A 26,839-nucleotide genomic window follows, 5' to 3' on the forward strand; every position below is an offset into this window, starting at 1 on the left:
TGACAAGAAAGCGCGCCGCATGCCGGCACGGCGCAAAAGTACACAACGTCATCCCGCCGTGCGCGGCTACCCCAAAATTCTGCGCACCATTGGCTCGGCCCTAGGCAAGTCGGCTGCGTATAGCCCAGTACTTAACCAGCCATTCCTTCCCATGAAAAAGACCTTCGAAGACGAGTCCGACGCCCTGTCCACCTCGCCCGCCACGCCTACTACCACCCAAAGCGCCGCCATCACGCCGCCCCACGAAGAAAACCAGGAAGCCACCACCACCCGGGTATCCGGCGCGTCTGCCTCCAACGACGACGAAACGCCCGTGCCCGTAGCCGGCAACGGCGCCCCCGACTACAGCCACATCGACGTGAAAACCGAGCCCGACCTCCCCACTCCCGACAAAGCCGGCGGCAGCGCCACCGAGCCCGAAAGCGGCGGCGGCTACAGCGGCTAAGGTGAAATTGTGAATTTGTCGTGCTAGTGGCCTAGGCCTCCTGTCATTGCGAGCGAAGCGACGCCATCTTTCCTTTCAGCCGCGCCGACTGCTAGCTTATTGGAAAGCCCTTACTTCCGCGCTGGAGGTGAGGGCTTTCTGTTTCTTTAACGTACTGCATACGAGCAAGGAAGGATTAGCTGCGCTGTCCTGCGGGTGCTTCTCTCCGCTCGCAATGACAGGAGGCCTATGCTGCTTCCTGAGGCTAATGGGTGGCCTAGCGCCCCTCTATTTTGAAGGGCACACTCACTTCTACCTGGCGAGCCGTGCGGCGGCCGTTAGAAATGGCCGGGAACCAAGCGGGGCCTTCCTGGATCAGGCGCACGGCTTCGGCGTCGCATTCGTCGCTGACCTTCTTGATGACTTTGATGTCGCTGACCTTACCATCCTCGCCTACGACAAAGCGTAGCCGCACCGTTCCTTCGGTATGGGCTTCCAGGGCTTTTTCGGGATAATCTAGGCTGTCTTTCAGGTATTTTTTCAGGCTGCCATAGCCACCGGCGGGCATAGCGCTTACCGACATAGGCGTGGGCGCGGCTTCACGGCGTACTACCACTACTTCACTGAGGCTTTTATTGTCAGGTGCGAGGGCCAGCGCCAGAGTGGAGTCGTTGGGTTTTAGGGGTTGTGTTTTGGCAGCGTATCCAATTGAGCTAATGCTGAGCTGTGGGGTGTTGACGGGGACCGTCAGACTAAACGAGCCATCGGCAGCGGTAGAAGCTCCTTGTTGAGTACCAGGCACTAGCACCGTCGCCCCTTGCACGCCTTGCCCGGTGGTCTGGTCCGTGATGCGTCCCGACACGGTGCGCAACGCCAACGCAGCAGAAGGAGCACCTGCCGATTTCATGTTGCGCTTGGCCGGTAGGCCACTAGTCCGCATGGCAGATGCTGCACCTGGTTTTTCGGCTGCTGCGGAGGCAGCTTGTACGGCATATTCCTGCTTCTGCTCACCAGCATTAGACTTGGCAATACTTATGGTAGTATCCAGGCCAGATTCAACGTTTCCCGCCACAGCTTCCGACATGCTCATAGCGGCGCTGGCAGGTGCTACATCAGCTCCATTGGGAGCCTTGGGCGCTACCCTAGCGTACTGTGGGCTTCTAGCGCGGCGGCGCGCCACCATAGGCGCCGGCTTCGACGGGGCTACTACGCGGGCCACTACATCTGGCGGCATAGGCGCATCGAGAACTGCAGCAGACTCGGCTTCATGTTGCGGCGTGGGCAGTGGCCTAGGGGCCCGAATAGCCAAGCGCTCTACTGCGCGCTGGCTGTTAGACGCAACTTCTGGAGCGGCAGAACGCCGGAGGGTAAACCACGCCACGGCTCCCAGCGTCAGCAATAAAACGGCTGCCGCAGCCAGTTGGCGCCACGCCAGAAACGGTGCAGCTATTGGCTCGTTTTCTGTGGCCAGCTCGGCCACGCGTGCGCCCAAGCGCTGGCGCAGTTCCTGGAGGCTGGCCTCCGTGGTGGCAACAGGCTGCATTTCCAGGCCCGTCAGAATATCGGCGCACTGTGCACAGTCGAGGGTGTGGCTTTCTACCTGGTGCTGCTCAGCAGCACCCAACTCCCCGGCCACGTAGCGGCGCAGCACCTCCACCGGCAAATGCCGGCCGGCTGGTGTGGTGGGCTCAGAAGTGGCGTTATGGAGAGGCATTGGAGGCAGCAGTTGATTCTAGGTGGCGGCGCAAGTTGCGCTTACCGTTTTGGATGTGGCTTTTTACAGCATTCAGGTCGAAACCTGTGAGGTCCGCAATGTCGCGGTAGCATTTCTTTTCGAGGTAAAACAGCTCCAGACACTGCTTTTGTCCCGGCGGCAACTCGGCCAGGGCGTGTTCCATTTGTTGGAGCTGCTGTTCGTGGAGGTCGGCTTCGGCGGGGTCATCAGCTACCAGATGCCGGCTGGCCGCCGATTCCATACCGGCAGCGTCCGGAAAGTGCACTATTAGTGCGCCACCCGCCGCGGGGCCGGCCCGTTGCCGGGCGCGCAGCACCATCAGGCAGTGGTTGCGGGCCGTAGTGTGCAGCCACGGGGCAAAGTTTTCCACCTCGTGCCGGCGCAGCTTTTCTACTAGTTGCTCAAACAGCTGCATCACGGCATCCTTGGCATCTTCCTCGTCGCGCAGGTAGCGCCGACAGGTAGCCAGCACTGCCGGCATGTGCCGCTCATAGAGGGCGCCCAAGTCGTGCACATGGCCGTCGGCGCGGTAGCGCAGCAGCAACTCCGCATCGGAGAGCTCGGCAGCAGGCGCAGGACGTCGGCGGAAAAACATGCAGCTAGAAAGGGCAGGGTGGCAGATTCGAAAGCTACGGGATTGGCAGCAAAATTCTTCCCGTGCTGACTCCCACTGGCCTAGATCGGTCCTCAGATCAGTGTACTGCCTCGCCTGCCATTCACCCCACACCCGGCCCACTAACTGACTACTGGCCTGTAGAAAAAAATTTAGAATTTTTCTACAAGCCGTGTGGAATGAGTGGCCTAGCGGCATCAAGCCAGTAGTACTCGCCTACTCGCTGCCGCTATGCGCTACATCTACTTTCTGCTCCCGTTGGGTCTTCTGCTCTTCCCGGGCACCTCGCTGGCCCAAACCGTGGAACTACCACCAGAACCGGCCCCTGATTCAGTGGCCTACGCCCCCGCAGCGCGCCCACAAGCCGGGCCGTCGCCGGTGTTGCCGTGGTGGCTGCCCAATGCGCAGGAGTGCGTGACCATTCGGGCAGAAGAAGCTCGCTCTATGCCCCAGGCAGCTAAACGCCGCACCCGAACCCTGCGCCGCTGGGATCAGGAACGCCCAGAGCCTGCCATTAGCCGACCTTAAAAACACCTATTATCCTTTCACCTCTATTCTTATCTCCCATGAAGCGGATTCTCTATTTCGCGCTGATGGTGCTGGTGCCGTCAGTCTCGGTGGCGCAACAACCAGCTGCGGCTGCTACCTCGGCTCCGGCCGCCACCTATACCGTGAAGGGCCAAGTAACCGACAGAACCAACGGCCAAGGACTGCCAGGCGTGACGGTGCTGGTGAAAGGAACGACTATAAGTGTGAGCACGAACTCGGATGGAACTTACACCCTTCAGGTTCCTCGTCAGGCGAAAGCACTCATGTTCAGCACTATTGGGTTTATCAGCCGAGAAATAAAGCTAACCGGGCAGTCAATTATTAACGTATGGCTGGCGGCCGATTCGCAGCAGTTGAGTGAGGTGGTAGTTACGGGTAGCGCCCCAATAGTGCAGCATAGAGAGGTGACGGGCAGTGTAACCTCCGTGATTTCAGGCAAAGCCGCCGGAGTTACGATACGGGGAAGTAGAACCCTGAAAAGACAAGGCCGCCAAGCGGCCAACGGCCTTTATGGCTATACCTCTCCTGCTCAGCCCGAACCCGGCGCTGGCGAAACCTATGCCAGCATTGCCGAAAACGGCTTTCATACCACCAATAAGGAACCGCTGAGCACGTTCAGCATTGATGTGGACGCGGCCAGCTACAGCAATGTGCGCCGCTTCCTGCAACAAGGCCAATTGCCGCCCCCTGATGCCGTGCGCACCGAGGAGCTGATCAACTATTTTCAGTACGACTATCCACAGCCCGACCCTACGGCGGCCACACCCTTCCGCGTCATCACGGAGCAGGCTCAGTGCCCTTGGAACCCCGAGCACCAGCTGGTACAAGTGGCGCTGCAGGCCCGCAAGGTACCCACCGATAAGCTGCCGCCGGCCAATCTAGTATTCCTGGTAGATGTATCAGGCTCCATGCAGGGCCCCGACCGCCTGGGCCTGGTCCAGCAAGCACTGCGGCTGCTGACCAAGGAGTTGCGCCCCCAGGACAAAGTAGCGCTGGTGGTGTACGCCGGTGCCGCCGGCACCGTACTGCCGCCCACGGCTGGCTCCCACCGCTCCGATATTCTCGCGGCCATCGAACAGTTGCAAGCGGGTGGCTCCACGGCGGGCGGAGCTGGCCTCCGACTGGCCTACCAGGTAGCGCAGCAGAACTTCAACAAGGCAGGCAACAACCGCGTGATTCTCTGTACCGATGGCGACTTCAACGTGGGCGAACAAAGCGACCAGGCCATGGAGAATCTCATTAAAGAAGAGCGCGAAAGCGGCGTATTCCTGACCGTACTGGGCGTAGGCCAGGGCAATTACCAGGACAAGAAAATGGAGCTGCTGGCCGACAAAGGCAACGGCAACTACGCCTACCTCGACAACCTCGACGAGGCCCGCCGGGTGCTGGTGCAGCAGTTTGGCGGCACCCTGTTCACCCTGGCCAAGGACGTAAAGCTGCAGGTAGAATTCAACCCCGCCCGGGTGCGTGAATACCGGCTGGTGGGCTACGAGAACCGTTTGCTGGCTGATGAAGACTTCAATAATGACCGCAAAGATGCCGGCGAGCTGGGCTCGGGCCATACCGTAACGGCCCTCTACGAGGTAGTACCCGTGGGTGCCCGCGCCTCCATCGATGCGCTGAAGTACCAACCGGCTCCTGCTGCTCCTGTAGCTAATGCATCAGCCGAATTGCTGACCGTGAAGCTGCGCTATAAGGAGCCCCAGGGCGCTAGCAGCAAGCTGCTGGAACAGCCCCTTACTGGCCTAGCTAGGCCACTCGCCGAGGCCAGTGAGAACTTGCGCTTTGCAGCGGCCGTGGCGCAGTTCGGGATGCTGCTGCGCCACAGCGACTACCGGGGCACTGCCACCTGGGAAACAACCGCCACCCTCGCCAAAGGTGCCAAGACCTTCGACCCCGAGGGCTACCGCTCGGAACTGGTCCGTCTCATTAAGCTAGCAGAAGGCATAAAGCCTGCGCCGGTAGAGGTCGGGGTGCGGTAAGAGCTACTGTTTAATGAAGTACAATCGAATTCAAACCACAAACTAACAAACAGATTATCAGCAGCATGCAACCTATTTAAGTTAGCTATACTCCTAGATTCAGCTAAGCCTCTGCCTTAACACTTTTGTCTGAATCAGGCAGCGTAATGTCCTTCCGAAGTCGGTCCATGTTTCACTCACTAGCGGTCTGGGCGGTGCTGGTTGCAGCCTCGCCGCCGGCCAGGGCCGTTGGGCCGACTTCGGTTTTTTATATCCATCCTTCGTGATGCATCCTTACCGCGCTATTGCTCGTGCACGAAAAAGGCCCCGCCGAAAGTTCGGCGGGGCCTTTGTGCAGGGAATAGGAGTTGGGAGAGAGCTTAGAACGAGTAATTCAGGGAAGCCTTGATGACGCGGTTCTGCGCATCGAAATTGTTGTTTTTATCCAGCGAGGTCAGGCCGTAGTCGTAGCCGGCGCTCAGGCCAAAGCCACTCTGAAACTGGTACCCTAGGCCACCCACCACGCTAAAGTCCACAGGGCGGAACTGGTCTTTGATGTCGAAATCGGTATTGAAAGCCGAGAAGCCGAGGGCGCTGGCTTTTACGCGAGCCTTACCCGAGAGTAGCACCGAAGCCTGCGGACCTGCATATACATAGAGTCCATCCGTCAGGTAGGCCTTGGCCAGCACCGGAATATCGAGGTAGGCCATGCGGGCCGTAGCGGTTACTTTGGCGTTCAGAAAATCGAATTGCTCCAGCGGAATGCGGCCATTGAGCACGGTACCTTTCTCTGAATAGCCAACGCCAGGCTCAATAGCGAAGCGCGGGCCCAGAGGCAGCGTAGCATACAGGCCAGCATAGAAGCCGGGCTTCATTTCCTTGGTCACGGCGCCGTTGGTGTACTCAGCCAGGTCCATCACGCTGTTCACGGCATCACCCGACCAGTCCGACACGTTCGCGCCAGCCCGGATACCGAACTTCACGCCATCCGTAGCGGAAGAGGAGGACGTAGAATAAGAGCGAGTAGCGGGAACCGAGCGAGCCTTCGCTGGGCCGGTATAAGCAGGCACACGGTGCGTCTGGACCTGAGCCTCAGAAGCGGTAGTAAAAGCAGAAATTAATAGGGTAGCAGCGGCCAGGCGGCCGAATAGTCGCTTCGTATTCATGGCAGGAAGAGTTGGATGGAAAGAGCCAGTTGCCGCATTGCGCAGGGTGGGTAACTAGCTTCTGACAGGGTACTATTTCAAAACCGTGCCAATCTTTTTTCATCTGTCTTAACAATCAATGATTATAGGCCTACCAGAAGCAGAAACCCTGTTTTTACCCCGGGCTATATCGTTAGTATGGTTGCGCTTGCGAACTGATTCCACGCATAAAACGGTGCGTTTTTTAAAATTTTAGCGAACGTTTGTTAGCTGTTTTTTTGAAAGTTTAATTTGGAATTACCACTCACGCGCCCCACCTTGCCAACATCAAAGCACTTGATACTCATGCTTCAGACTACCGGCCGTTTCTATTTTAGCTATACCTTCTACTACGCCAACGCGTAGTCGAGCGGCCCCTCTGTAGCTTTCCCAACCGAAATTCTTCAGCGCCCCTCGACAACCTCGGGAGGCGCTTTTTTTACGCCCACACTTTCGCTTCACATGCTCACTTCCCGCTTCTTTTATTACGGCTACTATTACTTCTTTCCGAAGAAGCAGGGCCTGATTTGCCGAAGCTGACCAAGAGCAGCCACCACAGCAAAACTAAGGCCCCGCACTCCGGAGGCCTTTTTTAATGTCTTTTTCTTAGTAACCGCACATGCTCCCCACCGTCGCCATCCAGGGCTTTGAAGGTAGTTTCCACCAGATAGCCGCCCGCCATTACTTCGGCCCCGAAACGCTGACGGCGCCCTGCGCTACGTTTGGCGAGGTGGTGCGCCAGGTAGCCAGCGGCAGCACGGGAGCCGGCCTGATGGCTATTGAAAACTCCATTGCCGGCAGCATTCTGCCAAACTACACGCTGCTGCGCAAATCGGGGCTGCGGGTGATGGGCGAGGTGTACCTGCGTATTCGGCAGCACCTGATGGCACTGCCGGGCCAGCAGCTTTCCGATATTATGGAGGTGCACTCCCACCCCATGGCGCTGCTGCAATGCGCCGACTTCCTAGGCCAGTACCAGCACTGGCGGCTGGTAGAATCGGAGGATACGGCCCTGAGCGCCCAGCGCGTACGGGAGCAGGGCCGGCCGGGCGTGGCCGCGGTGGCGGGTACGTTGGCCGCCGAGCTATTTGGTCTGGAAATAGTGGCCGAAGACATCCATGCCGAGAAGAAAAACTACACCCGCTTTCTGGTAGTAGCCCGCCCCGAAAACGCATTGGAAGTCGCGCAGCCCAACAAAGCCTCGCTCTATTTCCATACCTCGCACGCCCAAGGCAGCCTGGCCCGGGTGCTGGTTCGCATTGCTGATCTGGGAATTAACCTCTCCAAGCTGCAGTCGTGCCCAAAGCCGGGCAGCACCTGGCAGTACTACTTCCACGCCGACCTGGAGTTCGAACAGCCAGAACAACTGCAAGCCGCCCTCCGCGACATTGCCCCCGTGACGGAGAAACTGGAAGTACTGGGGGTTTACCACAAAGGCACCACGCATTAATACCAGCCCCCCGATTCAAAAGAACGTCATGCTGAGCGTAGTCAAAGCATCTCGCTCGCTACTAATCACACAGAACTCCCAACGTCAGCACGCGAGGACATTTGCCTCTCTCAGGATGACATTCAGATCAAACACAGCAACCCATGCAAGTCTCCGTAGCCAGCCGCCTTCAGCATACTCAGGAATACTACTTCTCGCAGAAGCTGCGCGAGATTGATGGCCTGAACAAAGCCGGCAAGCAGATTATCAACCTGGGCATCGGCTCGCCCGATATGCCGCCCCACCCCAACGTGGTGGCGGCCCTGACCCGCGCGGCTGAGCAGCCGAACACGCACGCCTACCAGAGCTACAAAGGCGTGCTGGCGCTGCGCCAGGCTATGGCGGGCTGGTATCAGCGGCAGTACGGCGTGACCCTAGACCCGGAATCGGAGATTCTGCCGCTGCTGGGCTCTAAGGAAGGCATCATGCATGTGAGCATGACGTTTTTGGAGGCCGGCGATGAGGTGCTGATTCCGAACCCTGGCTACCCGGCCTACCGCGCCGCCGCCCACCTGAGCGGCGCTACCCCCATCGACTACGACCTGAAAGCCGAGAACCACTGGCTCCCCGACCTCGATGCCCTAGCCCAGCGCGACCTGAGCCGTGTGAAGCTGATGTGGGTGAACTACCCGCACATGCCCACCGGCACCGCCGCCGATACCGCGTTCTTCACCAAGCTAGTTGCCTTTGCCACAGCGCACAACATCCTGCTGGTGCATGACAACCCGTACAGCTTCATCCTGAACACCGAGCAGCCCCAGAGTTTGCTGGCGGTGCCGGGCGCGCGGGAAGTGGTGTTGGAGCTGAACTCCCTGAGCAAGTCGCACAACATGGCGGGCTGGCGCGTAGGCCTATTGGCGGGCCGCGCCGATCTGCTGCAGGAGGTACTCCGCTTCAAGAGCAACCTCGACTCGGGTATGTTCCTACCCGTGCAGCTGGCCGCCGTGGAGGCCCTGAACCTAGATGAAAGCTGGTACCAGGAGCTAAACACCCACTACCGCGCCCGCCGCGAGCTGGTGTTTGAGCTGCTCGATACCATCGGCTGCACATATGACCGCAACCAGGTAGGCCTGTTTGTGTGGGCGCCTATCCCGGCAGGCTACGCCGACGGGTACGCGCTTAGCGACGAGCTTCTCTACAATGCCAACGTGTTCATTACGCCCGGCGGCATCTTCGGCAGCAATGGCAACCACTTTATTCGGGTGAGCCTGTGCCAGACCAAAGAAGTGCTGCAAGCCGCGCTAGGCCGCATTAAGCAAGCCAAACAGTTCAGCACTTCCGCAGCAGTTTGAGAGGAACGGAGGGCCTGCTCCCGCTGCAACGGTATCGTCGGGGAGCATGCCTGATGTCCGCAGGTTCTTCGTTCCGCTCAATCCCCAGAACAGCAAACTTACCATTTCACCACCTCACCATTTCACCGATGGTAGTCACAATAATCGGAATCGGCCTGATTGGCGGCTCACTGGCTCTTAGCCTCAAGGAGACTGGCCTAGCGCACCACATCATTGGCGTAGACCAAAGCCTTGAAAACCAGAAGCAAGCTATAGCTCTAGGCCTAGTTGATGAGATAGAAGCCGACCTGGCCGCCGCTGTGGAGCGAGCAGACTTAGTGGTGGTAGCCGTGCCCATGGATGCGATGCTACATGTTCTGCCTCAGGTGCTGGATGCCGCCACGGAGCGCCAAGTGGTTATTGACGTGGGCTCCACGAAGGCCACGTTGCTGGCCGCTGTGGAAACTCACCCAAACCGCGCCCGTTTCGTGGCGGTGCACCCCATGGCAGGTACTGAATATTCCGGACCCTCGGCCGCCATCCCCGGCTTGTTCCGAGATAAGACCTTAGTAATCTGCGACGCCGCCCGTAGCGCCGAAGACGCCGTGGCGCGGGTAGAAGCGGTATTTGGCCGATTGGCCATGCATCTGGTGTACATGGATGCCACGGCCCACGACCTGCACACGGCCTACATCTCGCACATCTCACATATCACTTCTTTCGCCCTGGCACTCACTGTGTTAGAGAAAGAAAAGGAAGAACAACAGATCTTTGCGCTGGCAAGTGGTGGTTTTGAATCGACGGTGCGTCTGGCGAAAAGCTCGCCCGACATGTGGGTACCCATCTTCCGCCAGAACCGCGTGAACGTGCTCGATGTACTGGACGAGCATATTCACCAGCTCCAACACCTCCGCGAGTTGCTGAATCAGGAAGACTACTCGGCTGTTTATCAACAGATACAGCAAGCCAACCTGATCAAGAAAATTCTGAAATAACGACTGGTTAGACAGCCTTTAGAACGTCATGCTGAGCGCAGTCGAAGCATCTCGCGTGCTGAGGTTGCCAAACTAACTCAACGATTTGAGCGAAATGCTTCGACTGCGCTCAGCATGACGTTCTTATAAACACTTTCCTTCCCGGCCTCACGCTAGGCCACTCCAACAGCAAAAACTCAACCTTATATAATGGAACAGCTCATCACCTCCCCCGCCGACCAGGCCGAACACAAAACCTTCTTGGCTAAAAAGCCTCTGATCATCTCCGGCCCCTGCTCGGCCGAGACGGAGGAGCAACTCATTGAAACCTGCACCCGCCTGGCCGCCACCGGCAAAGTGGACATGCTGCGCGCCGGCATCTGGAAACCCCGCACCAAGCCCGGCCTGTTTGAGGGGGTTGGCACCAAGGGCCTGCCGTGGCTGCAGAAAGCTAAGCAGCTGACTGGCCTACCGACCACCGTGGAAGTGGCCACGCCCAAGCACGTGGAAGATGCCCTAGCCTTCGAGGTAGATGTGCTCTGGATTGGAGCCCGCACCACCGTAAACCCGTTCTCGGTGCAGGCCGTGGCCGATGCGCTGCGCAACACCGATGTTCCCGTGTTCATCAAAAACCCCGTGCACCCCGATCTGGAGCTGTGGATGGGCGCCGTGGAGCGCCTGGCCAAGGCCGGCGTCAAGAACATCGGCCTGATTCATAGGGGCTTCGCGAGCTACGGCAACACGGATTTCCGCAACGCCCCCATGTGGCACCTGCCCATCGAGATGAAGCGCCGCCTGCCTGATATGCCCATCATCTGTGACCCCAGCCACATCTGCGGCAACCGGACTGGCCTAGCGAGCATCGCCCAAAAGTCGATTGACCTGGACTTCGACGGCCTGATGCTGGAGTCGCATATCGACCCCGACAATGCCTGGAGCGACGCCAAGCAGCAGGTGACGCCGGAGCGCCTCGCCGAGCTGCTCGACGGCCTGATCTGGCGCCACGAAACCACTGATCAGCAGGAGTTTATTACGGTGCTCACCAAGCTTCGCGAGCAAATCAACCAGCTCGACGATGAGATTCTGCACCTACTGGGCCGCCGCATGCAGGTAGCCGAGAATATCGGTACGTACAAAAAGGAGAACGACATCACCATCCTGCAAACCAACCGCTGGAACGAGATTCTGGAGCGCGGCGTGCAGAAAGGCAACCAGCTCGGCCTCACCAAAGACTTCATCCTGAAGTATTTCGATGCTGTTCACCTAGAGTCTATCAACCGCCAGAACCGCGTAATGAACCGCGAGAACCTATAGGGTTTAGGTAAGAAGGCAGGGAGGTGACGAGGTAGAAAGAACGTCATTCCGAGCGCAGCCGAGGAATCTCGCGTGCTGATGTAGGATTACTCCTGTAACATCAGCACGCGAGATTCCTCGGCTGCGCTCGGAATGACGTTCTGGTTTTTAGCGGGTACAGTCTCTACTGGCCTAGTGGGCTTTTGATCAGTTCTTTCTACTATTGAACAACTAACACGCCCCACCTCATGCCCGCACCTCTCCTCACCCGCCTGACTGGCCTAGCGCTGGCCGCCACCTTCCTGTTTGCCGGCTGCCAGCAGAAACCCGATGCTCCTTCGGCGCCTGATGATAAGTCGCCCAACACGGTTACCACGGGCTACTTGCAGCCGTTTGAAACGGGTGTGCGGAGCGGTGGCGTGCAGCTGATACCGATTAAAACCCCCAAGGGCACCTTCAACGTCTGGACGAAGCGGTTTGGGACGGGCAAAATTAAGGTGCTGCTCCTGCACGGCGGCCCGGCCATGACGCACGAGTACATGGAATGCTTCGAAAGCTTCTTCCCGCAGGAAGGCATCCAGTTCTACGAGTACGACCAGCTCGGCTCCTACTACTCCGACCAGCCTAAGGATGACGATCTGTGGCGCACGGAGCGCTTCGTGGATGAGGTGGAGCAGGTGCGTCAGGCCCTGGGAATCGATAAGTTCTACGTGCTAGGCCACTCCTGGGGCGGCATTCTGGCCCTGGAGTACGCCCTCAAGCACCAGGACCATCTGGCCGGCCTCGTCATCTCGAACATGGTGGCCAGCATTCCGCGCTATGATGCTTACAACAAGACACTTCGGGCCCAACTACGGCCTAGTCTGCTGGACTCGCTGGAGAAGTTTGAGGTGAAAAAGGACTACCACAACCCGACGTACGAGGGCTTGGTGTTTAAGAACTACTACTCCCAGCACCTGCTGCGCATGGCCGAAATGCCCGACCCAGTGGCGCGCTCTTTCAAGCACGTCAATCAGCATGTGTACGAGCTGATGCAGGGCCCGAACGAGTTCAAAACCGCTGGCCGCCTGCTTACCTGGGACCGGTGGAACGACCTCGACAAAATCACGGTGCCCACCCTCATGATTGGCGGCCAGTACGACACCATGAATCCTAAGGACATGGAGGAAATGAGCCACAAAGTGAAGCAGGGCAACTATCTGCTCTGCCCGCAAGGCAGCCACATGAGCATGTGGGACGACCAGCAGACCTACTTCCGCGGCCTTACCAAATTCCTGAAATCCGTGAACGACGGCACGTTCAAAGCAGGTACCACGCTGAAGTAATAGATAACGAGTGCAACTGAGCGCGCCCATACCTCATAGCACGTCATCCTGCGCTCTGCGCAGGATGACGTGCTATGAGGTATGGGAAGGTAACGTCAATAGGCCTAGGGAGCCTTTGCGGCGGACGAAGATTTCATCCGCTCTTCTATTTCACTTAGCAGGAAGGCGGCGTCATCCTTGTGGGGTTTATCGGGGAAGAGCTCTAGGGCCTGGCGGGCATGGTTGCGGGCTTGCTCGAACTCCTTCAGCTCCAGATACACGAAGGCCACGTTGAGGTGAGAGGTCGGGTAGTTTTTACGGAGCTGAATAGACCGCTCAAAAGGCACCAGGCTCTCTTTGAACCGGCCGAGGCGCTGGTAGGCGTAGCCCAGCGCATAGTACGAGAGGTAGTCGCCCTGCCCATGGTCGTGGGCCTCTTGGTAGTGCTTGATGGTGCGCTTAAACACCTCATCTTCACCTAAGTCCTCCTCGGCGCAGTCGCACTGCTGCACCGCGAAATAATAGTCGCCGAGAGCGCGGTCGAGCTTGTAGTTGTCGGGGTAGCGGTTCTTCAGTTTCTCCAGCACCCGGCGCACCGGAAAGGAGTAGCGAATGGAGTCTTTGCCCAACTGGCGCAGGCTGTCGAGGGAAGGCGCCAGCAGCGGAAGGTCGCGGAAGGCAAAGCGCTTCAGCTCATTGGTACCCACATGATAATTGAGCGCCACTTCCGTTTTCTTCAGAGCCACGGCAGGCTCCACGTTCATCTGATCGGTGATTTTGAGCAGCTTCCACGCCGACTCGTAGCGGCGCTCCAGCACCAAATCGTTGGCTTTGCGCAGAGCCGTAGCCAGTGCAGCCGCTTCTGTAGCGGCCTTTGTTTGGGCCAGGCCGACGGCCGGCGCGAGCAATACCCCCAGAAATACAAGCAGCTGACGCATGACGAAATGGATAAGAAACACCCAAAGATGTGGGAATTTGCCTGATTGCAGACGCAACAGCTTTCTGCACCGCTTACCTGGCCTAGGCGCAACACCTGACTGGCCTAACGCATTCTGCCCCGCAGCCTGCTTTCTGCTGTAAGCTCAACAACTTCGCCGGCCCTGGCACAGTACACGCTCAACCCACCAAAATCTGCTTTCTTGCGGCTATGCTCTTCTATACTGTGATGAAGCCCCTCGTGCAGGTGGCCCTGCGTGTCTTTTTTCGTCAGTTGGAAGTGCGCCACCCCGAGCGGCTCCGGATGAAGGGCCCACTGCTCATTGCCAGCAACCACCCCAACACGCTCATGGACCCGCTGGTGGCAGCCATCAACCGGAAGCAGCCGGTGGCGTTTCTGGCCAAAAGCACGTTTTTCAAGAACCCCATTCTGCGCGCCATCATGGAGTCGGGCAACTCCATCCCCATCTACCGGCGGCAGGACCTGGACACGGGCGCCGAAACCCTGACGCCGGCCCAGCTGGAAGCCCAGAACGAAAAGGCCTTCGGGCGCTGCTACGACTACTTCGATAAGGGCGGCACCATCATGATTTTCCCGGAAGGCACCAGCGTGGCCGAGCGCCGACTGCGGCCCCTGAAAACCGGCGCTGCCCGCATTGCGCTGGGGGCTGAGGCGCGTCATAACTTTACGTTGGGCGTGCACATCCTGCCCATGGGCATCAATTACTTCGATCCGCAACGCTTCCGCTCCGATGTTTTTGTGAACCTAGCCGAGCCTATTCTGGTAGCCGAATACGCCGACCAATACCGTCAGGACCCCGACGCGGCGGCCGATGCGCTGACCGAGGAAATTAGGCGCCGCATGGAGGCCTGCCTGGTAATTACCCGCACCGACGAAGAGGATGAGCTGATAACGCAGGTAGAGCGCACCTTCGGGCAGCACCTGATTCAGGACAACGAAGAAACCCTCTACGATAATTTTCAGCTAAGCCGCACCTTGCTCAAAGCGGTTCGTTTTTTTGAAGCCCACGACGCGGGTGGCCTAGGCGAGGCTCAGGAGAAGATACGCACCTACCACCAGGAGCTGCAGCGCCTCCGCCTCACCGACGATGCCTTGGAAGCCCGTAGCAACGAAGGAAGCCGCACGAGCAGGGGAATATCCTCGGCGGCACGGCTGCTGCTGGGCGCTCCGCTGTATCTGTATGGCGCCATCAATAACTACCTGCCTTATATCATCCCATCCATCATCGCGAAGCGGGCCACCCAAGATGCCGTGTTTGTGGCGCCCATCATGCTGGTAACGGGCATGATAACCTTCACGGTGGCCTACGCGGCCCAAACGGCGCTGGTACACCATTTCACCCAGGACTGGCGCTGGACGCTGCTATATTTTATCAGCTTGCCGCTTTCTGGTTTTTATGCCTTGAGCTACTGGGGCAATCTGGCAGGCCGCCTGCGCCGCCTCAGGGCCCTGCGCCTGTTCCGCCATGAGCGCCCCCTGATGGAAAATCTGCTACGCCAGCGTCAGGAGCTCCTGATTCTGCTGCGCGAAGCCCGAACCACCTATCTGGCTAAGCGCTAATTTTCGATCCATTACTGCAGATAACACTATGCGTTATTCTTGGCTCTATTTGATTGGTGTGCTTGGGTTATGTGGCGCTGCGCGTACAGGATACGCGCAAGAAACGACCTCTTATACTCGGCCAACCCTTACTTTTCCTGACCCTGTGTATGTCTTGAACTCCACGGTTATAATCAATGGGTTACTGCCGAAGTTCACGAAAAAGGAGACGCAGGAAATCAAGCAGGTAATGGTGTATAAAGGCCTGGACAGTCTGGGCCCTCAGGCAGCTAACACACAGTTGCTGCATCTCAGCCCAACTGGCGTTATCGACATTACTTCCGCCAAACGGGTCCGGAGCAAGTCGTTTGCACAGGTTGGCCGCCAGCTAGGCCTGCGCGCACCGCTTCAATTTGCCATCAACGGGCACTTGCTCGATCAGCAGGCTGTAGCCACACTCAGAATTGCGCCAGAGGCCATTGGGCAACTTCATGTTCTGCTCCCTACGCCTGAGCAGCCCATAACGCGAGTGGACATCTGGTTGGTTTTGCCGTCGAAGACAGATCCCAGCAAGCATGCCCCCGGGACAATTTTCGTTCGGTAAATCAACTTTGCCAAGTCCTAGGCCACTTCACCCGGTTTCGTATTACCTCTTCACTCCTGCTCCCAGCGTGAGTATATCGGTGAGTTTGAGGGAACGATTGGTGAGGGCGCTTACCAGGTGTAAGTCGTTGGTACTGAATTCCGAATAGAGCGACGTACGCGGCGCGTATTCTGCTGCGGAGTGGCCTACGCGCGTCAGGCGCATACCGGCCAAAGCCCCAACCCGCACCGCCGACGACCACCAGTAATAGCCCGGCCGGTAGCGCCCCGCAGTATTATTGGTGAGGAAATACTGCCGGCCCGTAGTGTAATTGACCATCCCACCAACGGCCACAGGGCTCAGCTCCCAACGGGAGTGGCCTAGCCGGGGAGAAAACGGGAGGTAAGTGGTTTTCAGGGTGATGATGGCCGTGGGACGGCCGGCCAGCCGGCGCGGCAGGTAGCCCACCAGCAGCTCCGGCTCCAGGCGCTGATGAGCCAGGCGGTAGCCCCCCCCCAGGGCCACAAGGCCAATACCTCCGGCCACGTGCAGGGTCAGGAAGAAAGGTCCGGCGGCTGGCACCGGGGCCGTTTGGGCCGCTACTCTTGCTGGCAGCATAGCGCTGCCGTAGGCCACTATCCCCAGCAGCAGGTTATGCTTTCGGCCCATAGGTCACGGTCTCAACGCGGTACTGCCGCTGGCCCCACACCGAGATGATGTGGTAGCGGCGCTTCTCCAGGCTATAGGTGGTCAGGTACGTGACGCCATCGTGGAAGGGCTGGCCGGCCGTAAAGCGGTGCACGTGGCCGCTCAGGTGAAACACCAGTTGCGAGCAGCCCCGCAAGGCCTCGGTATAGGCGGGCACTAGCTGCGGGTCAAAGTCCTCATCAGTGGGCGGCACATGGCTGAGCACCACGGTTCGCTGAGCCGTAAGCGTATCGGCCAGCTGCTTGCGGAGCCATGTCAGGTTGGGGACCATGCCGCCAAAGCCGTACTCGCGGCCATTGGTATCCAGGCAAATGAACCGGGTGCCGCCATACTGAAAGGTGTAGTTCAGAGGGCCATAAAAGGCCTGGTAAATGGCCCGGCCGTTGCCCACCAAATCATGGTTGCCGATGACGGTGAGGTAGGGCACCCGCAACTGCTGCAGGCGCTGGTGCACCCACCGGAACTCCCGCGTGAGGCCAAAATCGGAAATGTCGCCGGCCACGAACACAAAGTCGAGGGCACGCTGCTGGTTTACGCTGGCCACAAACGCCTCTGTCTCGTCATAAAAGCGTTGGGTGTCGCCCACGAACGCAAAACGGACGGTATCAGAGGTGGCGCGGGGCCGCTGCTGAAGCCGAGCCAGGGCCTGCGCGGTCTGGGCCCGTTCTGCTGCCAGCACGTAGGTTTGGTTGGGGCTGTATTCTACCCAGGCACAGCCGGTTAGCCCTGCCAGCGCAACTATCCAGCTCCATAAACCCCAACGATTCAGCATAGTACGCAAGTCTTTCAACAGCCATACGAAGCCTCATCTGCTTCGGTCTTATCCGTGCCTAGAAATCAAATTTCAGCCCCAGGCTTAGCGTCAGGATATCGGTAGGTGAAAGTCCCTTCCGGTTCAGGGCGTAACTGAGAATGTAGAGGTCGTTGCTGCCGAGCTCGTAGTACAGGGAGGCATTGCGCGACTGCCCAGACGGTGTTTGGCGCCGAAATGAAACGCGGCTCCCCAGCAAAGGCCCCACGCGCGTATCCCGCGAGAACCAGTAGTAGCCTTTCTCATACTGGCCACTGGTGCCATCGTTGATGACGCCGTGCGTATAGCTCGCATAGGCCCCCACCGTGAGCGGGCGCAGCTGCCACTTTTCGCCCAGCGGCACTACCCACGGCGAGTACATGTATTTGGCCGTGAAGATGGTAAGGTGAGAGCCGGCGTATTTTTCGGGCACGTAGCCCACCAGTATATCCAGCTCGCTACGGTCTTTCCAGAAGCCATAGCCAGCCCCGACTGCCACCATACCCACGCCGCCCCCGGTTTGCAATACCAGGTGGCGCGGCCGGTACCAGGGCTGCGGCGCGGCGGCTGACTGGCCTAGGCCAGTCGGTTGGGAAGCCGTAAGAGTATCAGGAGCGACCTGGGTGATAAGCTGCTGTTGGGCAACCGCCGCCAGCGGGCAGGCCAGAGAGGCCGCCAGTAGTAGGTGTGGTGCCATTAGAATGCTATTTCTTTAAGCCGAAACTCCTTGTCGCCCCACACCGTCACGATGAGGTAGCGGCGCTTCTCGAAGCCGTAGGAGTTGACGTAGGTAACACCATCGCCGAAAGGCTGCCCGATGCTGAAATCGTGGCGGTGCGCGTTCATTTCGAATACCAGGCGCGGGTCTTCGCGCAGAGCGCTCACGTAGGCATCCTTCACGGCGGGGTCAAAGTCCTGATCTTGGGGCGGTACGTGCGAGATGACCACGTGGCGGCGCGTAGAGTTGTCGCGGAGCTGCTCGTTCACCCAGCCCATATCCGGAATGCGGCCATTGAAGTTGTACTCGCGGCCGTTGGTATCGGTCATGATGAACTTCGTGTCGCCGTAGATGAAGGAGTAGTTCAGCGGCCCGAACACCGCTTTGTAGGCTTCGCGGCCGTTGCCCACCTGGTCGTGGTTGCCGACCACGGTGAGGTACGGAATCTTGAGTTTGCGGAGCTGATCATCCACCCACCACATTTCGCGGGCCATCCCGAAATCGGAAATATCGCCGGCTACCAGCATAAACTGGACTCCCGGCTGCTGATTGACGCTTTTCACCAGGTCCATCGCATCATCGTAGAAGCGCTGAGAGTCGCCGGTATATACAAACCGCAGCGTATCGCCGGGAGGCAACGGCCGCGCGGCCAAAGTTGCCAGATTTTTGCTGGTCAGGTCTTGCTTGTCATCGGGCGAGCGATGATCATTAGGACTGAATTCCAGCATTTCGCAGCTGCTGAGCCCGAAGGCCGCCAGCACGGAAAGCCGGGTAAAGAGAGAGTGAGAGCGGAAAAAAGGAGAACATACCTCAACACAGAAACAACGAATACCTTTTCTCCTGAAAGAATAAGGACGAGGCTATATACCGGCCAGCTCGTCCGTTTGTTTGCCTGTAAAACGCCTTAAGGCAGCCGTAGCAGGGGTTAAGCAGCCAAGCGTTTCCATCGCCACCCTATTTTAAACGCTTGCAAGGCCGAAAATGGATTCTAAAGACATTCTGTAGAAAACAGACCGTTTCCATCAAAAAAAATCCTCGGCATCCCTCCTACCGCTGCCGCCTCATAAGCTCAGCCGCACAGGTTTGGTCTTGACCTGCGTAGACGTTTACCTAATCCCGGCAACAGGCCTAGGCGCGCTCCAGCACCGGCCGTAGAACAGCCCACACATTATCGGCGAGCAGGCGCTGGCCGGCCGCGTTCGGGTGCACGCCATCGGGCAGGTTGAGGTGGCGCTGCCCAATGACGCCGTGCAGCAGAAACGGTACAAAATCGACCTCGTTTTTCTCCGCCAGCTGCCGAAACAGCGCCTTGAATTCCTGGGCATAGTGCCCGTAGCGGCCGCCGCCCAGCGTGGCCAGCGGCCCCAAATCAAACGGAAACTCCAGGCCTACCAGCACCAACCGGGCTTCGGGGTGCTGGCGGCGCACTTCATCCAGTATAAACTGCAGGTTCTGGGTGGTTTCGCGTACCGGAATGCCGCGCAGGCCATCGTTGGCGCCCAGCTCCAGCACGAACACCTCTATCCGTGGGAAGCGCCCGAGCACAGAGGCTATGCGCTGGCGGCCACCGGCCGTGGTTTCGCCGCTTACGCCGTAGTTGTGGGCTTTGTAGGAGAGGCCTAGCGCGTCTATCTTCTCCTGAATGCGGGCCGGGAAAGACTCTGGAGCCCGGAGCTGGTACCCAGCCGTGAGGGAATCGCCGAAAAAAACAATGTTCTGCATACATAAGTGGGCTAGCCGTGCGGGCCGCCGAAGTTGCTAACGTGCGGGTTTGGGCGCAGGTTCGGGACCTGGCAGCCGGTGGCCCCGCCCCTCTGCTGCCAGGTGGCGCGGTTAGTTTCAGACTGGCCTAGGCTTTTCCGGAATGGGCGCCTTACCTTTGCGGCCAGTTAAGAATTATTCTTGACTGGCTGTTTTGTTGTTCACCCAATTGTTGTTGCAATGCCCGTTACCAAAGCCACTGATACCGATTTCCGTCAGCTCCTTGACCAGCACGAGAAGGTAGTGGTGAAATACTACGCCGACTGGTGCGGCAATTGCCGCTTGTTTTCGCCTAAGTTCAAGCGCCTTTCGGATGCTGAACAAAACCAGGAGGTTGCGTTCCTGGATGTAAACGCCGAAACCAGCCCCGAGGCCCGTAAGCTGGCGGGCGTTACCAACCTGCCCTGCTTCGCGGTGTTCCGCAATGGTGAGTTGATCGACACGCTGTCGGCCAGCAAAGAAGAGGCCGTGGTAGAGCTGATTTCTAAACTGCACGCCAACTAACGCCCGGCTGCCATGAAGATGCCCGCCATTAAGCGTCTGGTAGAAACCCAGACCCTGGACAACCTTGTGTTGGCTGAAGAGGCGCTGCTGGAAGAGCAGCCGCTGCCGTTTGAAGTGGAAGGCGAAGATGAGGGCGAGCAGCTTACCCACATTTTCGCGGCTATCTTCATTCTGAACCATATGCAGGAGCACGGCTCCCAGTTCAAGGATGCCCTGCGCGAATACACCAAAAAAGTGCGTGTATCCATCAGCTAGGCCACTCGTACTGGCCTAGGCCTGGTAAAGCAAAACGCCCAACGACTCCAGTAGTCGTTGGGCGTTTTGCTTTACCAGGTAGCCGGTTTTAGAGCCGCGCAAAGTGCGCGGCGGCTAGCCGAATGCCTTCCTCGGTGCAGATGCCGCGGATGTAGTAGAGGTAGATGCTGCGGAACACCTCCGCCAGGTTGTAGCGGCTGGGCGGAAACACGTTGGTATTCAGAATCAGGTTCATCTGCTCCAGAATGATTTTGGTGACCAGCTCAATATTAATGTCGCCGCGAAACTGCCGGAGCAGGATGCCTTCATTCAGCAGTGAATGAATTTGGGGGGCGGAGTAATTGGCTAGGTGCTGCATGAGCATTTCCCACACGCGCGGGTGCTCCTGCTGTACCACCACATAATCGGTTTGGGGGGCCTTTTGCATCTCCCCGATGCCGTGCTGCAACAGGCCCAGCATGCGCTCTACGGGGCTTTGCAGGCGGGCAAACAGCTCCTGGTGCTCCCGCTTCTGCCGGTCCAGATCAAACCGTACGGCTTGGGTCACAAACTCGTCTTTATTTTGGAAGGTCTCCTGAAATTCTGTGGCGCTCAGTCCCAACTGGCTTAGCAAGCCGTCCTCCGATAACGCAGTGATTCCGCCGGCACGGGCAAACAGGGAGGGCGCCTGTTCCAAGAGGCGCTCCTTAGCAGCTTGATTCATAGAAAGGTAGGGTGAGGCAGCGCGTATTTGTGCCACATTGAGCACCCCTAAAGTACACTTCTTTTCCTGTCGCGTTAGCATAGCCCCGCAAAGAGTATACCCACTGTTTAGCTTGCTCCATTGCCTTCAGCAGGGGCTGGCTCCTGGGCACGGAGTCTGGCAGCGCGGTAGCAGAAGGGCCTTTAAGGTTTCTACCGCCCTCAGGCTTACATCCGGTCGAAGTGAGAGGCGACCATCCGCAGGCCTTCCACGGTGCATAAGCCGCGCACATAGGGAGCAAACATGTTGCGGTACACATCGGCCTGGTTGGTGTGCTCAGGCGGGAAATACTCCTCGTTGAGCACCAGGTTAAGCTGAGCCAGCATAATGTGTACCACCATGCCTACATCCAGATCGGATCGGAACTGGCCTTCCCGCATGCCCTCCCGCAGCAGGCGCGTGAGCAGGGGCAGCGAGTAGTCGTAGAGGTAGTCCTGAATCAGGACCCAGCAGTCGGGGTACTGTTGCCGCAGCACCTGGTAATCGTAATGAGGCGAGCGACGCAGCTCCTGAAGGCTGTGGTGGAGCAGTGCCAATATGCACTCGACGGGGGTAGCCAGGTTGGCCAGCAGCTCATCGTGCTCCTGGCGCTGGCGCTGCAGGTTGCGCTGGATTACCAGGTAGAGCATTCCGGCTTTGTTGCCGAATACCTCCCGAAAAGAGGTCAGGGATAAATCGAGGGCTACGGCCAGTTGCTCCTCGTGCAAAATGCCCACCCCCACCTGCTGGAGCAGCTGGTTAGCGCGGTCTAATAGCTGGTGGAGTACGATTTCCTCCATAAGAATAAGTCAAAAACTATTGAGGCACCCGTCTGTCTGCACTCACCAACGGGGCCCTAACGCTGCCGAGGCCTAGGCCAGCATACTCAGGCCGAAAAAAAATAACAACTGAAGCAAATACACAAAGGGTACCAGCAAGTTACGCTTGCTGAAATCCATGCGGTTGAAGTACACCTGCAGGATCAGGGCCACCGCAAACCAGCCTTTGAAGTTCTGCAGCGGGATAATATCATAGCGCCAGTTCCAGAAGCCGTAGCGCACGGCCACCGGCTCCAGACAGATATCCATGCCTACTAGTAGCAGGGCGGCCACCACGGCCCGCAGAAAGCCCGGCAACGGCAAGTGGCTGGCCAGCACACCACCCATATAGGTGAGCATAAACCAGTTGAGACCAATAATCAGGGGCACGCCCAGCCATTGCGTCCCGAGCGTAGGCCCGTACTCATATTGCCCAAAAATGACGCCCGTCCGGATACCGGCCACCTCCACGAAGAAGCCCACCAGCATCACGACGACCGCAAAGCTCCAGAAGTTGGCATCGCGGCGGGGCTGGAAGGCCACCAGCAGGCCCGCCGTAAGCAGCAGATTGAGCGGCACAAACTGCAGGTAGAACGACTTATCCTGCGCAAACGCCAGCCCCAGAAATCCCGTCACGTGGAAAAGCAGCAGCACGCCCTGCGCCATCCGCAGCCGGCGCTGCTGAGCATCGGGCGCTAGGGTGGTAAGGCGTTGGGGCTGTTGGGTTGATTCGGTCATCAGAGGGGAAGTGAGAATATAGGCGCCACAAGGTAAAACGCAGACTCCAGAACAAGCTGGTCGGCGGCTGGTTCGAGTCCCGGTGGTCTAGGCCAGTATTTCGGGCGTTACTTTTTGATTAGATCAGCCACTATACGGGCCGAGAGCAAACAGAGCGGTATTCCACCGCCCGGATGCACTGAGCCCCCGCAAAAGTACAGCCCTTCTAGTTGTTGCGAAAAATTGGGATGCCGCAGAAACGCCGCCATGGAGTTATTGGAAGAGCTGCCGTAGAGCGCCCCGCCAAACGAGGACGTGCGCGCCTCAATGCCTGGCGGGTCCCAGACGTGCTCCGCCCGAATCAGCTGGCCAACATCGGTGCCCAGGGCCTTGCTCACGCGGGCCACTACTGCCGCGCGGGTGCGGGCCACCAGCGTAGGCCAGTCCTGGCCCTGGTCGTGAGGTACATTCACCATCACAAACCAGTTCTCGTGGCCCTCTGGCGCATCGGTGGGCGTGTGCCCGCTCGTGATGTTGACGTACACCGTGGGGTCAGCGGCAATGGTTTTTTCCTGGAAAATTGCGTCGAACTCGCGCTTGTAGTCCTCCGAGAAGAAGATGTTGTGCACGCCCAGCTCCGGAAAGTGCTGCCCGATGCCCCAGTAAAAAATCAGGGCCGAGGAGGAGCGCGGCTGCCGCAGGGTACGCTCCGGTGCGGGCTCCTTGTGCAGCAGACGGCGGTACGTAGGCACCACATCCATGTTGCTGACCACCAGCCCAAAATCATAGACATCCTTAACCGTCCGTAGGCCAGTCACGCTGCCGGCGGCCGTGAGAATTTCCTCCACCGGCTCGTTGTAGCGGAACTGCACGCCCAGGTCTTCCGCCAGCTTTACCAGGCTTTCAGCAATGGCATAGATGCCGCCTTCGGGATAGAACGCGCCCAGCCCATGCTCCAGGTGCGGAATCATGCTGAGCGTGGCCGGCGCCTGGTACGGGTCGGAGCCGTTGTAGGTCGCAAACCGATCAAAGAGCTGCACGAGGCGCGGCTCCTGCGGGAAAGCCGAAGCGTGGCGCTGGTGCATGGTACTGGTGAGGCCCAACGTAGGCAACGCCGCCAAGGCCTTAAGCACATCCGGCGAGAGGTAGGTGCTAGCCTTGTGCAAGGACTTCTGTAGGAATGTATCGGCGGTGGCTTCGTAGGCCAGTCGGCTGCGCTTGAGAAAGGCCAATACCTCCGCAGCCGGCACGCTCAGCTTTTGCTCTATCTCTTGGGCAAACTTATCCTCATCGGCCCAAGCCGTAAGCTGGGTACCATCGGGGAAGAAGTACTGCGTAATGGGGTCGAGGCGCTGGTAACGGAAATGGTCCTGCGGGTCGCGGCCAGCCAGCCGAAACAGCTCATCAACGAGGTGCGGCAGCGTAAACAACGACGGACCTCCATCAAAGCGGTAGCCGCCCGGCAGCACCAGTTGGTGCATCTTGCCCCCAAAGCTTTCCTGGGCCTCAAACACCGTGACTTTGTGCCCGGCCAACGCCAGCCGCACCGCCGAAGCAATACCGCCAATACCGGCGCCAATAATGGCGACGGGTTGTTTGGGAGCAGAGGAAGTTTTTAGACGAGCCACAGAAAGGTATATAACTTGTGTTGCAGCTATAACTCGAAAACCCGCTTTATGGCTTCGACACCTGCATCAAAAGATACTGGCCTAGGATTGTAGATCGGGCTATCTATTCCAGTTATCTGCAACCCATCAAATGATTGCAGTTGTAATACGCGAAAGCCTCGGCGGAACACAACGAGCTTACGAAGTTGCGTGTCCAGAATAGCCAGCTGCTGGTCTTCAAACAAACCCCTCGACCAAAGCGGCAGAGCGACGCGGTAGCATAGAGGCTCCCATATGGGTGGGCCACCGTAGCTACCGGGCAGCTCAATTTGCTGGCCGTGGGCATCATGCCAGAAGCAGACGCCTATTAACGGGCCTCCCTGCCCTATCTCTCCTAGGCCTCTGTAAACGAGACTTTGCTGAGAGATGGAGCAGGAATGAGCCTCCGGGAAGCGCCACGGATCATCCAACGCACGCTCCATGCTGTGTTATTCCACGGCCAGCACCAGCCCCTTCAGGTATTCACCCTCGGGGTGGAAGAGGCTCACGGGATGGTCGGCGGGTTGGGTGAGGCGGTGCAGGATACGGGCGGGGCGGCCAGCTTCGATGGCGGCCGCCAGCACCGCACCCTCGAACAGCTCGGCCGAAACTACCTGCGAGCAGCTGAACGTGAACAGCAGCCCACCCGGCGCAATGTGCTTGATGCCGGCCGCATTCAGGCGCTTATAGCCCATCAGGGCGTTGTGGCGGGCGGAGAGGTGCTTGGCGAAGGCCGGCGGGTCGAGCACGATGAGGTCGTACTGCTCCTCGGTGCTTTTCATGAAGGTAAACACATCCTGCGCGAAGGCCTCGTGCTTGCCCTCCAGGCCCGTGAGGGCGGCGTTGCGCTCGGTCAGCTCAATAGCTTTTTTGGAGCTATCCACGGAGTGCACCAACTCGGCGCCGGCCTCCAGGGCATAGCTGCTGAAGCCGCCGGTGTAGCAGAACGTGTTCAGCACGCGGCGGCCCGGTGCGTAGCGGGCCAGCAGGCTGCGGTTGTCGCGCTGATCAATGAAGAAGCCGGTTTTCTGGCCCGACTCCCAATCGACAGCAAACGGGTGGCCATTCTCGTGCACAATATGCTCCTGCCCATTGCTTTCCCCGAATAGGTAGCCATTCTGGGCACCGGGCGCGGCCTTGGCGGGCACGGTTTCGGCACTCTTGTCATAGATGGCGCGTAGGCCAGGTATCACGGCCTGCAGGGCTTCTGCGATGAGCGGACGGGCTTTGTACATGCCGGCGCTGTGGGCCTGCATCACGGCTACGTCGCCGTACACGTCAATGATGAGGCCGGGCACGCCGTCGCCCTCGGCGTGGGTGAGGCGGTACACGTTGGTGTTGCCGGTGCCGGTAAGGCCCAGCCCTTGGCGCAGCTGGTAGGCATTGCGCAGGCGCGCTTCCCAGAAGGCCGCGTCGGGCAGCTGGGCATCGGGGCCGAAATCGAGCATGCGCACGGCAATGGAGCCGGGCGCGTAGTGGCCTACACCCAGCAGCTCACCATTGGAGGCCTGCACCAGCACTACTTCGCCTTCTACTACCTCGCCCTGCATGCGGCCAATGGCGCCCGAAAACACCCACGGGTGGCGACGACGAAGGGATTGATCTTTACCGGGTTTGAGCGTGATAGTGGCGGGCATGGCTGCAAAAATTGAAAAGCGGACAACAAAGGTACGCCATAGCCCGGCGGTGGCCTAGCCTCCGGAGTTCTGTTCCCGATGAGGCCGTGGCGCTGTTCTTATCCAAACGGGTCGAGATAGGCCACCAAAACTGCCACGGCAGCCAGCCCCGCCAGAATTGCCCATACCGGACCACCCCAAATCAGTAGGCCTAGCAACGCAATCGGCAACACAATGAGACCTAGCACGCCCAGCACCGTGGTACCCAGCCCTACTTCTTTGCTGTGCCGAGGACGGGTCACGTTTCGGGCGGCTTGCGCGGCCGGCCGCACGGTGCGCTGCCAGGCCACTACAGGCTGCCGCAGAACCTCCCGATGCGTCAGACGTGCACGAACCGACTGCCGCGCCGGTGCCAGTGGCTCCGACTGGCCCAGGTGCGCCGCCGTTACCTCTTGCCGGGCTGGTATGGTAGCCGGCGCTTGGGGCTCCGGTGGAGCCGAGGACCGGACTGGTACTACGGTAGCGGCAGCTCCCGTAGCAGATGGCTGAAACAGATACGCTGGCCGGGTGCTTTGGCAGCTGGCCAGAGCCAGAGCGCTGGTTATCAGCCCGGCATACACGGTGGAGCGCAGCATCCGGCGGATAGACGGAGTAGAAATCGACATAGGGAGAAGACAGGTTCGCGGCAAGATACTGGTTGCGTGGCTG

The 26,839-nt window shown here is 58.9% G+C and carries 27 protein-coding genes; 12 read left to right on the top strand and 15 right to left on the bottom strand.

The features are described from left to right. The first annotated feature begins 151 nt into the window (after window positions 1-151). Window positions 152-445, top strand: coding sequence for a hypothetical protein (locus tag CFT68_RS21855; protein WP_170934848.1), 294 nt, complete (start codon window positions 152-154; stop codon window positions 443-445). Between the two features lie 256 nt (window positions 446-701). Here CFT68_RS21855 and CFT68_RS17555 read toward each other — a convergent pair whose 3' ends face one another. Continuing rightward, a complete protein-coding gene (locus tag CFT68_RS17555; RefSeq protein ID WP_088844816.1) occupies window positions 702-2,138 on the bottom strand; it encodes a TonB family protein in 1,437 nt (478 codons plus the stop codon). After that, the gene (locus CFT68_RS17560) at window positions 2,125-2,754 is read right to left on the bottom strand and encodes an RNA polymerase sigma factor (protein ID WP_088844817.1); all 630 of its coding nucleotides are present in this window, start codon (window positions 2,752-2,754) and stop codon (window positions 2,125-2,127) included. The genes CFT68_RS17555 and CFT68_RS17560 overlap by 14 nt, the downstream gene beginning before the upstream one ends. 249 nt (window positions 2,755-3,003) lie before the next feature. Between CFT68_RS17560 and CFT68_RS17565 the strand changes: the two genes are divergently transcribed. Then, window positions 3,004-3,300 (top strand): hypothetical protein, encoded by a 297-nt coding sequence (locus CFT68_RS17565; protein WP_088844818.1) that lies wholly within the window; start codon window positions 3,004-3,006, stop codon window positions 3,298-3,300. A gap of 38 nt (window positions 3,301-3,338) precedes the next feature. After that, on the top strand, window positions 3,339-5,303 hold the full coding sequence (locus tag CFT68_RS17570) for a vWA domain-containing protein (RefSeq protein WP_088844819.1): 1,965 nt from the start codon (window positions 3,339-3,341) through the stop codon (window positions 5,301-5,303). A 359-nt stretch (window positions 5,304-5,662) separates the two neighbouring features. Here the strand turns inward: CFT68_RS17570 and CFT68_RS17575 are convergent, their stop codons facing one another. Beyond that, entirely contained in the window at window positions 5,663-6,448 is a 786-nt protein-coding gene (locus CFT68_RS17575; protein ID WP_088844821.1) for a porin family protein, read from the bottom strand. A gap of 637 nt (window positions 6,449-7,085) precedes the next feature. Here CFT68_RS17575 and CFT68_RS17580 point away from each other — a divergent pair. The 5 genes from CFT68_RS17580 to CFT68_RS17600 all read left to right on the top strand — a co-directional run bounded on the left by CFT68_RS17580 (window position 7,086) and on the right by CFT68_RS17600 (window position 12,818). Beyond that, window positions 7,086-7,916, top strand: a complete 831-nt coding sequence (locus tag CFT68_RS17580; protein ID WP_088844823.1) for a prephenate dehydratase — start codon at window positions 7,086-7,088, stop codon at window positions 7,914-7,916. Window positions 7,917-8,059: 143 nt separating this feature from the next. Further along, entirely contained in the window at window positions 8,060-9,247 is a 1,188-nt protein-coding gene (locus CFT68_RS17585; RefSeq protein ID WP_088844825.1) for a pyridoxal phosphate-dependent aminotransferase, read from the top strand. Between the two features lie 128 nt (window positions 9,248-9,375). Beyond that, window positions 9,376-10,221 carry a prephenate dehydrogenase gene (locus tag CFT68_RS17590; protein ID WP_088844827.1) on the top strand — a complete coding sequence of 282 codons (846 nt, stop codon included), beginning with the start codon at window positions 9,376-9,378 and terminating at the stop codon, window positions 10,219-10,221. Window positions 10,222-10,410: 189 nt separating this feature from the next. After that, window positions 10,411-11,514, top strand: a complete 1,104-nt coding sequence (locus tag CFT68_RS17595) for a chorismate mutase (protein ID WP_088844829.1) — start codon at window positions 10,411-10,413, stop codon at window positions 11,512-11,514. Window positions 11,515-11,741: 227 nt separating this feature from the next. Beyond that, window positions 11,742-12,818, top strand: coding sequence for a proline iminopeptidase-family hydrolase (locus tag CFT68_RS17600; RefSeq protein ID WP_088844831.1), 1,077 nt, complete (start codon window positions 11,742-11,744; stop codon window positions 12,816-12,818). A gap of 104 nt (window positions 12,819-12,922) precedes the next feature. On the opposite strand, the gene CFT68_RS17605 is transcribed toward CFT68_RS17600, so the two are convergent. Next, window positions 12,923-13,735: a tetratricopeptide repeat protein gene (locus CFT68_RS17605; RefSeq protein WP_088844833.1), complete on the bottom strand. Its 813-nt coding sequence runs from the start codon at window positions 13,733-13,735 to the stop codon at window positions 12,923-12,925. A 209-nt stretch (window positions 13,736-13,944) separates the two neighbouring features. Between CFT68_RS17605 and CFT68_RS17610 the strand changes: the two genes are divergently transcribed. Both CFT68_RS17610 and CFT68_RS17615 read left to right on the top strand, forming a co-directional pair. After that, entirely contained in the window at window positions 13,945-15,315 is a 1,371-nt protein-coding gene (locus CFT68_RS17610; protein WP_088844834.1) for a lysophospholipid acyltransferase family protein, read from the top strand. A 154-nt stretch (window positions 15,316-15,469) separates the two neighbouring features. Continuing rightward, window positions 15,470-15,898 (top strand): hypothetical protein, encoded by a 429-nt coding sequence (locus tag CFT68_RS17615; protein WP_088844836.1) that lies wholly within the window; start codon window positions 15,470-15,472, stop codon window positions 15,896-15,898. A 42-nt stretch (window positions 15,899-15,940) separates the two neighbouring features. On the opposite strand, the gene CFT68_RS17620 is transcribed toward CFT68_RS17615, so the two are convergent. The 5 genes from CFT68_RS17620 to CFT68_RS17640 all read right to left on the bottom strand — a co-directional run bounded on the left by CFT68_RS17620 (window position 15,941) and on the right by CFT68_RS17640 (window position 19,815). Continuing rightward, window positions 15,941-16,546 (bottom strand): hypothetical protein, encoded by a 606-nt coding sequence (locus tag CFT68_RS17620; protein ID WP_088844838.1) that lies wholly within the window; start codon window positions 16,544-16,546, stop codon window positions 15,941-15,943. Continuing rightward, window positions 16,530-17,357, bottom strand: coding sequence for a metallophosphoesterase family protein (locus tag CFT68_RS17625; RefSeq protein ID WP_245815431.1), 828 nt, complete (start codon window positions 17,355-17,357; stop codon window positions 16,530-16,532). The genes CFT68_RS17620 and CFT68_RS17625 overlap by 17 nt, the downstream gene beginning before the upstream one ends. Before the next feature lie 58 nt (window positions 17,358-17,415). After that, window positions 17,416-18,072: a hypothetical protein gene (locus CFT68_RS17630; protein WP_088844840.1), complete on the bottom strand. Its 657-nt coding sequence runs from the start codon at window positions 18,070-18,072 to the stop codon at window positions 17,416-17,418. Then, the gene (locus CFT68_RS17635; RefSeq protein ID WP_245815432.1) at window positions 18,072-18,854 is read right to left on the bottom strand and encodes a metallophosphoesterase family protein; all 783 of its coding nucleotides are present in this window, start codon (window positions 18,852-18,854) and stop codon (window positions 18,072-18,074) included. The genes CFT68_RS17630 and CFT68_RS17635 overlap by 1 nt, the downstream gene beginning before the upstream one ends. A 367-nt stretch (window positions 18,855-19,221) precedes the next feature. Further along, complete coding sequence (locus CFT68_RS17640) at window positions 19,222-19,815, bottom strand: arylesterase (RefSeq protein WP_088844842.1); 594 nt, start codon at window positions 19,813-19,815, stop codon at window positions 19,222-19,224. A 219-nt stretch (window positions 19,816-20,034) separates the two neighbouring features. Between CFT68_RS17640 and CFT68_RS17645 the strand changes: the two genes are divergently transcribed. Then, window positions 20,035-20,358: a thioredoxin family protein gene (locus tag CFT68_RS17645; RefSeq protein WP_088844844.1), complete on the top strand. Its 324-nt coding sequence runs from the start codon at window positions 20,035-20,037 to the stop codon at window positions 20,356-20,358. 12 nt (window positions 20,359-20,370) lie between these two features. Further along, complete coding sequence (locus CFT68_RS17650) at window positions 20,371-20,613, top strand: DUF6952 family protein (RefSeq protein WP_088844846.1); 243 nt, start codon at window positions 20,371-20,373, stop codon at window positions 20,611-20,613. Between the two features lie 88 nt (window positions 20,614-20,701). Here CFT68_RS17650 and CFT68_RS17655 read toward each other — a convergent pair whose 3' ends face one another. The 6 genes from CFT68_RS17655 to CFT68_RS17685 all read right to left on the bottom strand — a co-directional run bounded on the left by CFT68_RS17655 (window position 20,702) and on the right by CFT68_RS17685 (window position 26,796). Beyond that, on the bottom strand, window positions 20,702-21,316 hold the full coding sequence (locus CFT68_RS17655) for a TetR/AcrR family transcriptional regulator (protein ID WP_088844848.1): 615 nt from the start codon (window positions 21,314-21,316) through the stop codon (window positions 20,702-20,704). Window positions 21,317-21,522: 206 nt separating this feature from the next. Then, entirely contained in the window at window positions 21,523-22,134 is a 612-nt protein-coding gene (locus CFT68_RS17660; RefSeq protein WP_088844849.1) for a TetR/AcrR family transcriptional regulator, read from the bottom strand. 72 nt (window positions 22,135-22,206) lie between these two features. Then, window positions 22,207-22,890, bottom strand: coding sequence for a carotenoid biosynthesis protein (locus CFT68_RS17665; protein ID WP_088844851.1), 684 nt, complete (start codon window positions 22,888-22,890; stop codon window positions 22,207-22,209). Between the two features lie 107 nt (window positions 22,891-22,997). Continuing rightward, window positions 22,998-24,497, bottom strand: a complete 1,500-nt coding sequence (gene crtD, locus CFT68_RS17670; RefSeq protein ID WP_088844853.1) for a 1-hydroxycarotenoid 3,4-desaturase CrtD — start codon at window positions 24,495-24,497, stop codon at window positions 22,998-23,000. 467 nt (window positions 24,498-24,964) lie between these two features. After that, window positions 24,965-26,152, bottom strand: a complete 1,188-nt coding sequence (locus CFT68_RS17680; RefSeq protein WP_088844856.1) for a class I SAM-dependent rRNA methyltransferase — start codon at window positions 26,150-26,152, stop codon at window positions 24,965-24,967. Window positions 26,153-26,250: 98 nt separating this feature from the next. Further along, window positions 26,251-26,796 carry a hypothetical protein gene (locus tag CFT68_RS17685; RefSeq protein ID WP_141106613.1) on the bottom strand — a complete coding sequence of 182 codons (546 nt, stop codon included), beginning with the start codon at window positions 26,794-26,796 and terminating at the stop codon, window positions 26,251-26,253. Window positions 26,797-26,839: the final 43 nt, after the last annotated feature.

This window comes from Hymenobacter gelipurpurascens (assembly GCF_900187375.1).
GTDB lineage: Bacteria > Bacteroidota > Bacteroidia > Cytophagales > Hymenobacteraceae > Hymenobacter > Hymenobacter gelipurpurascens.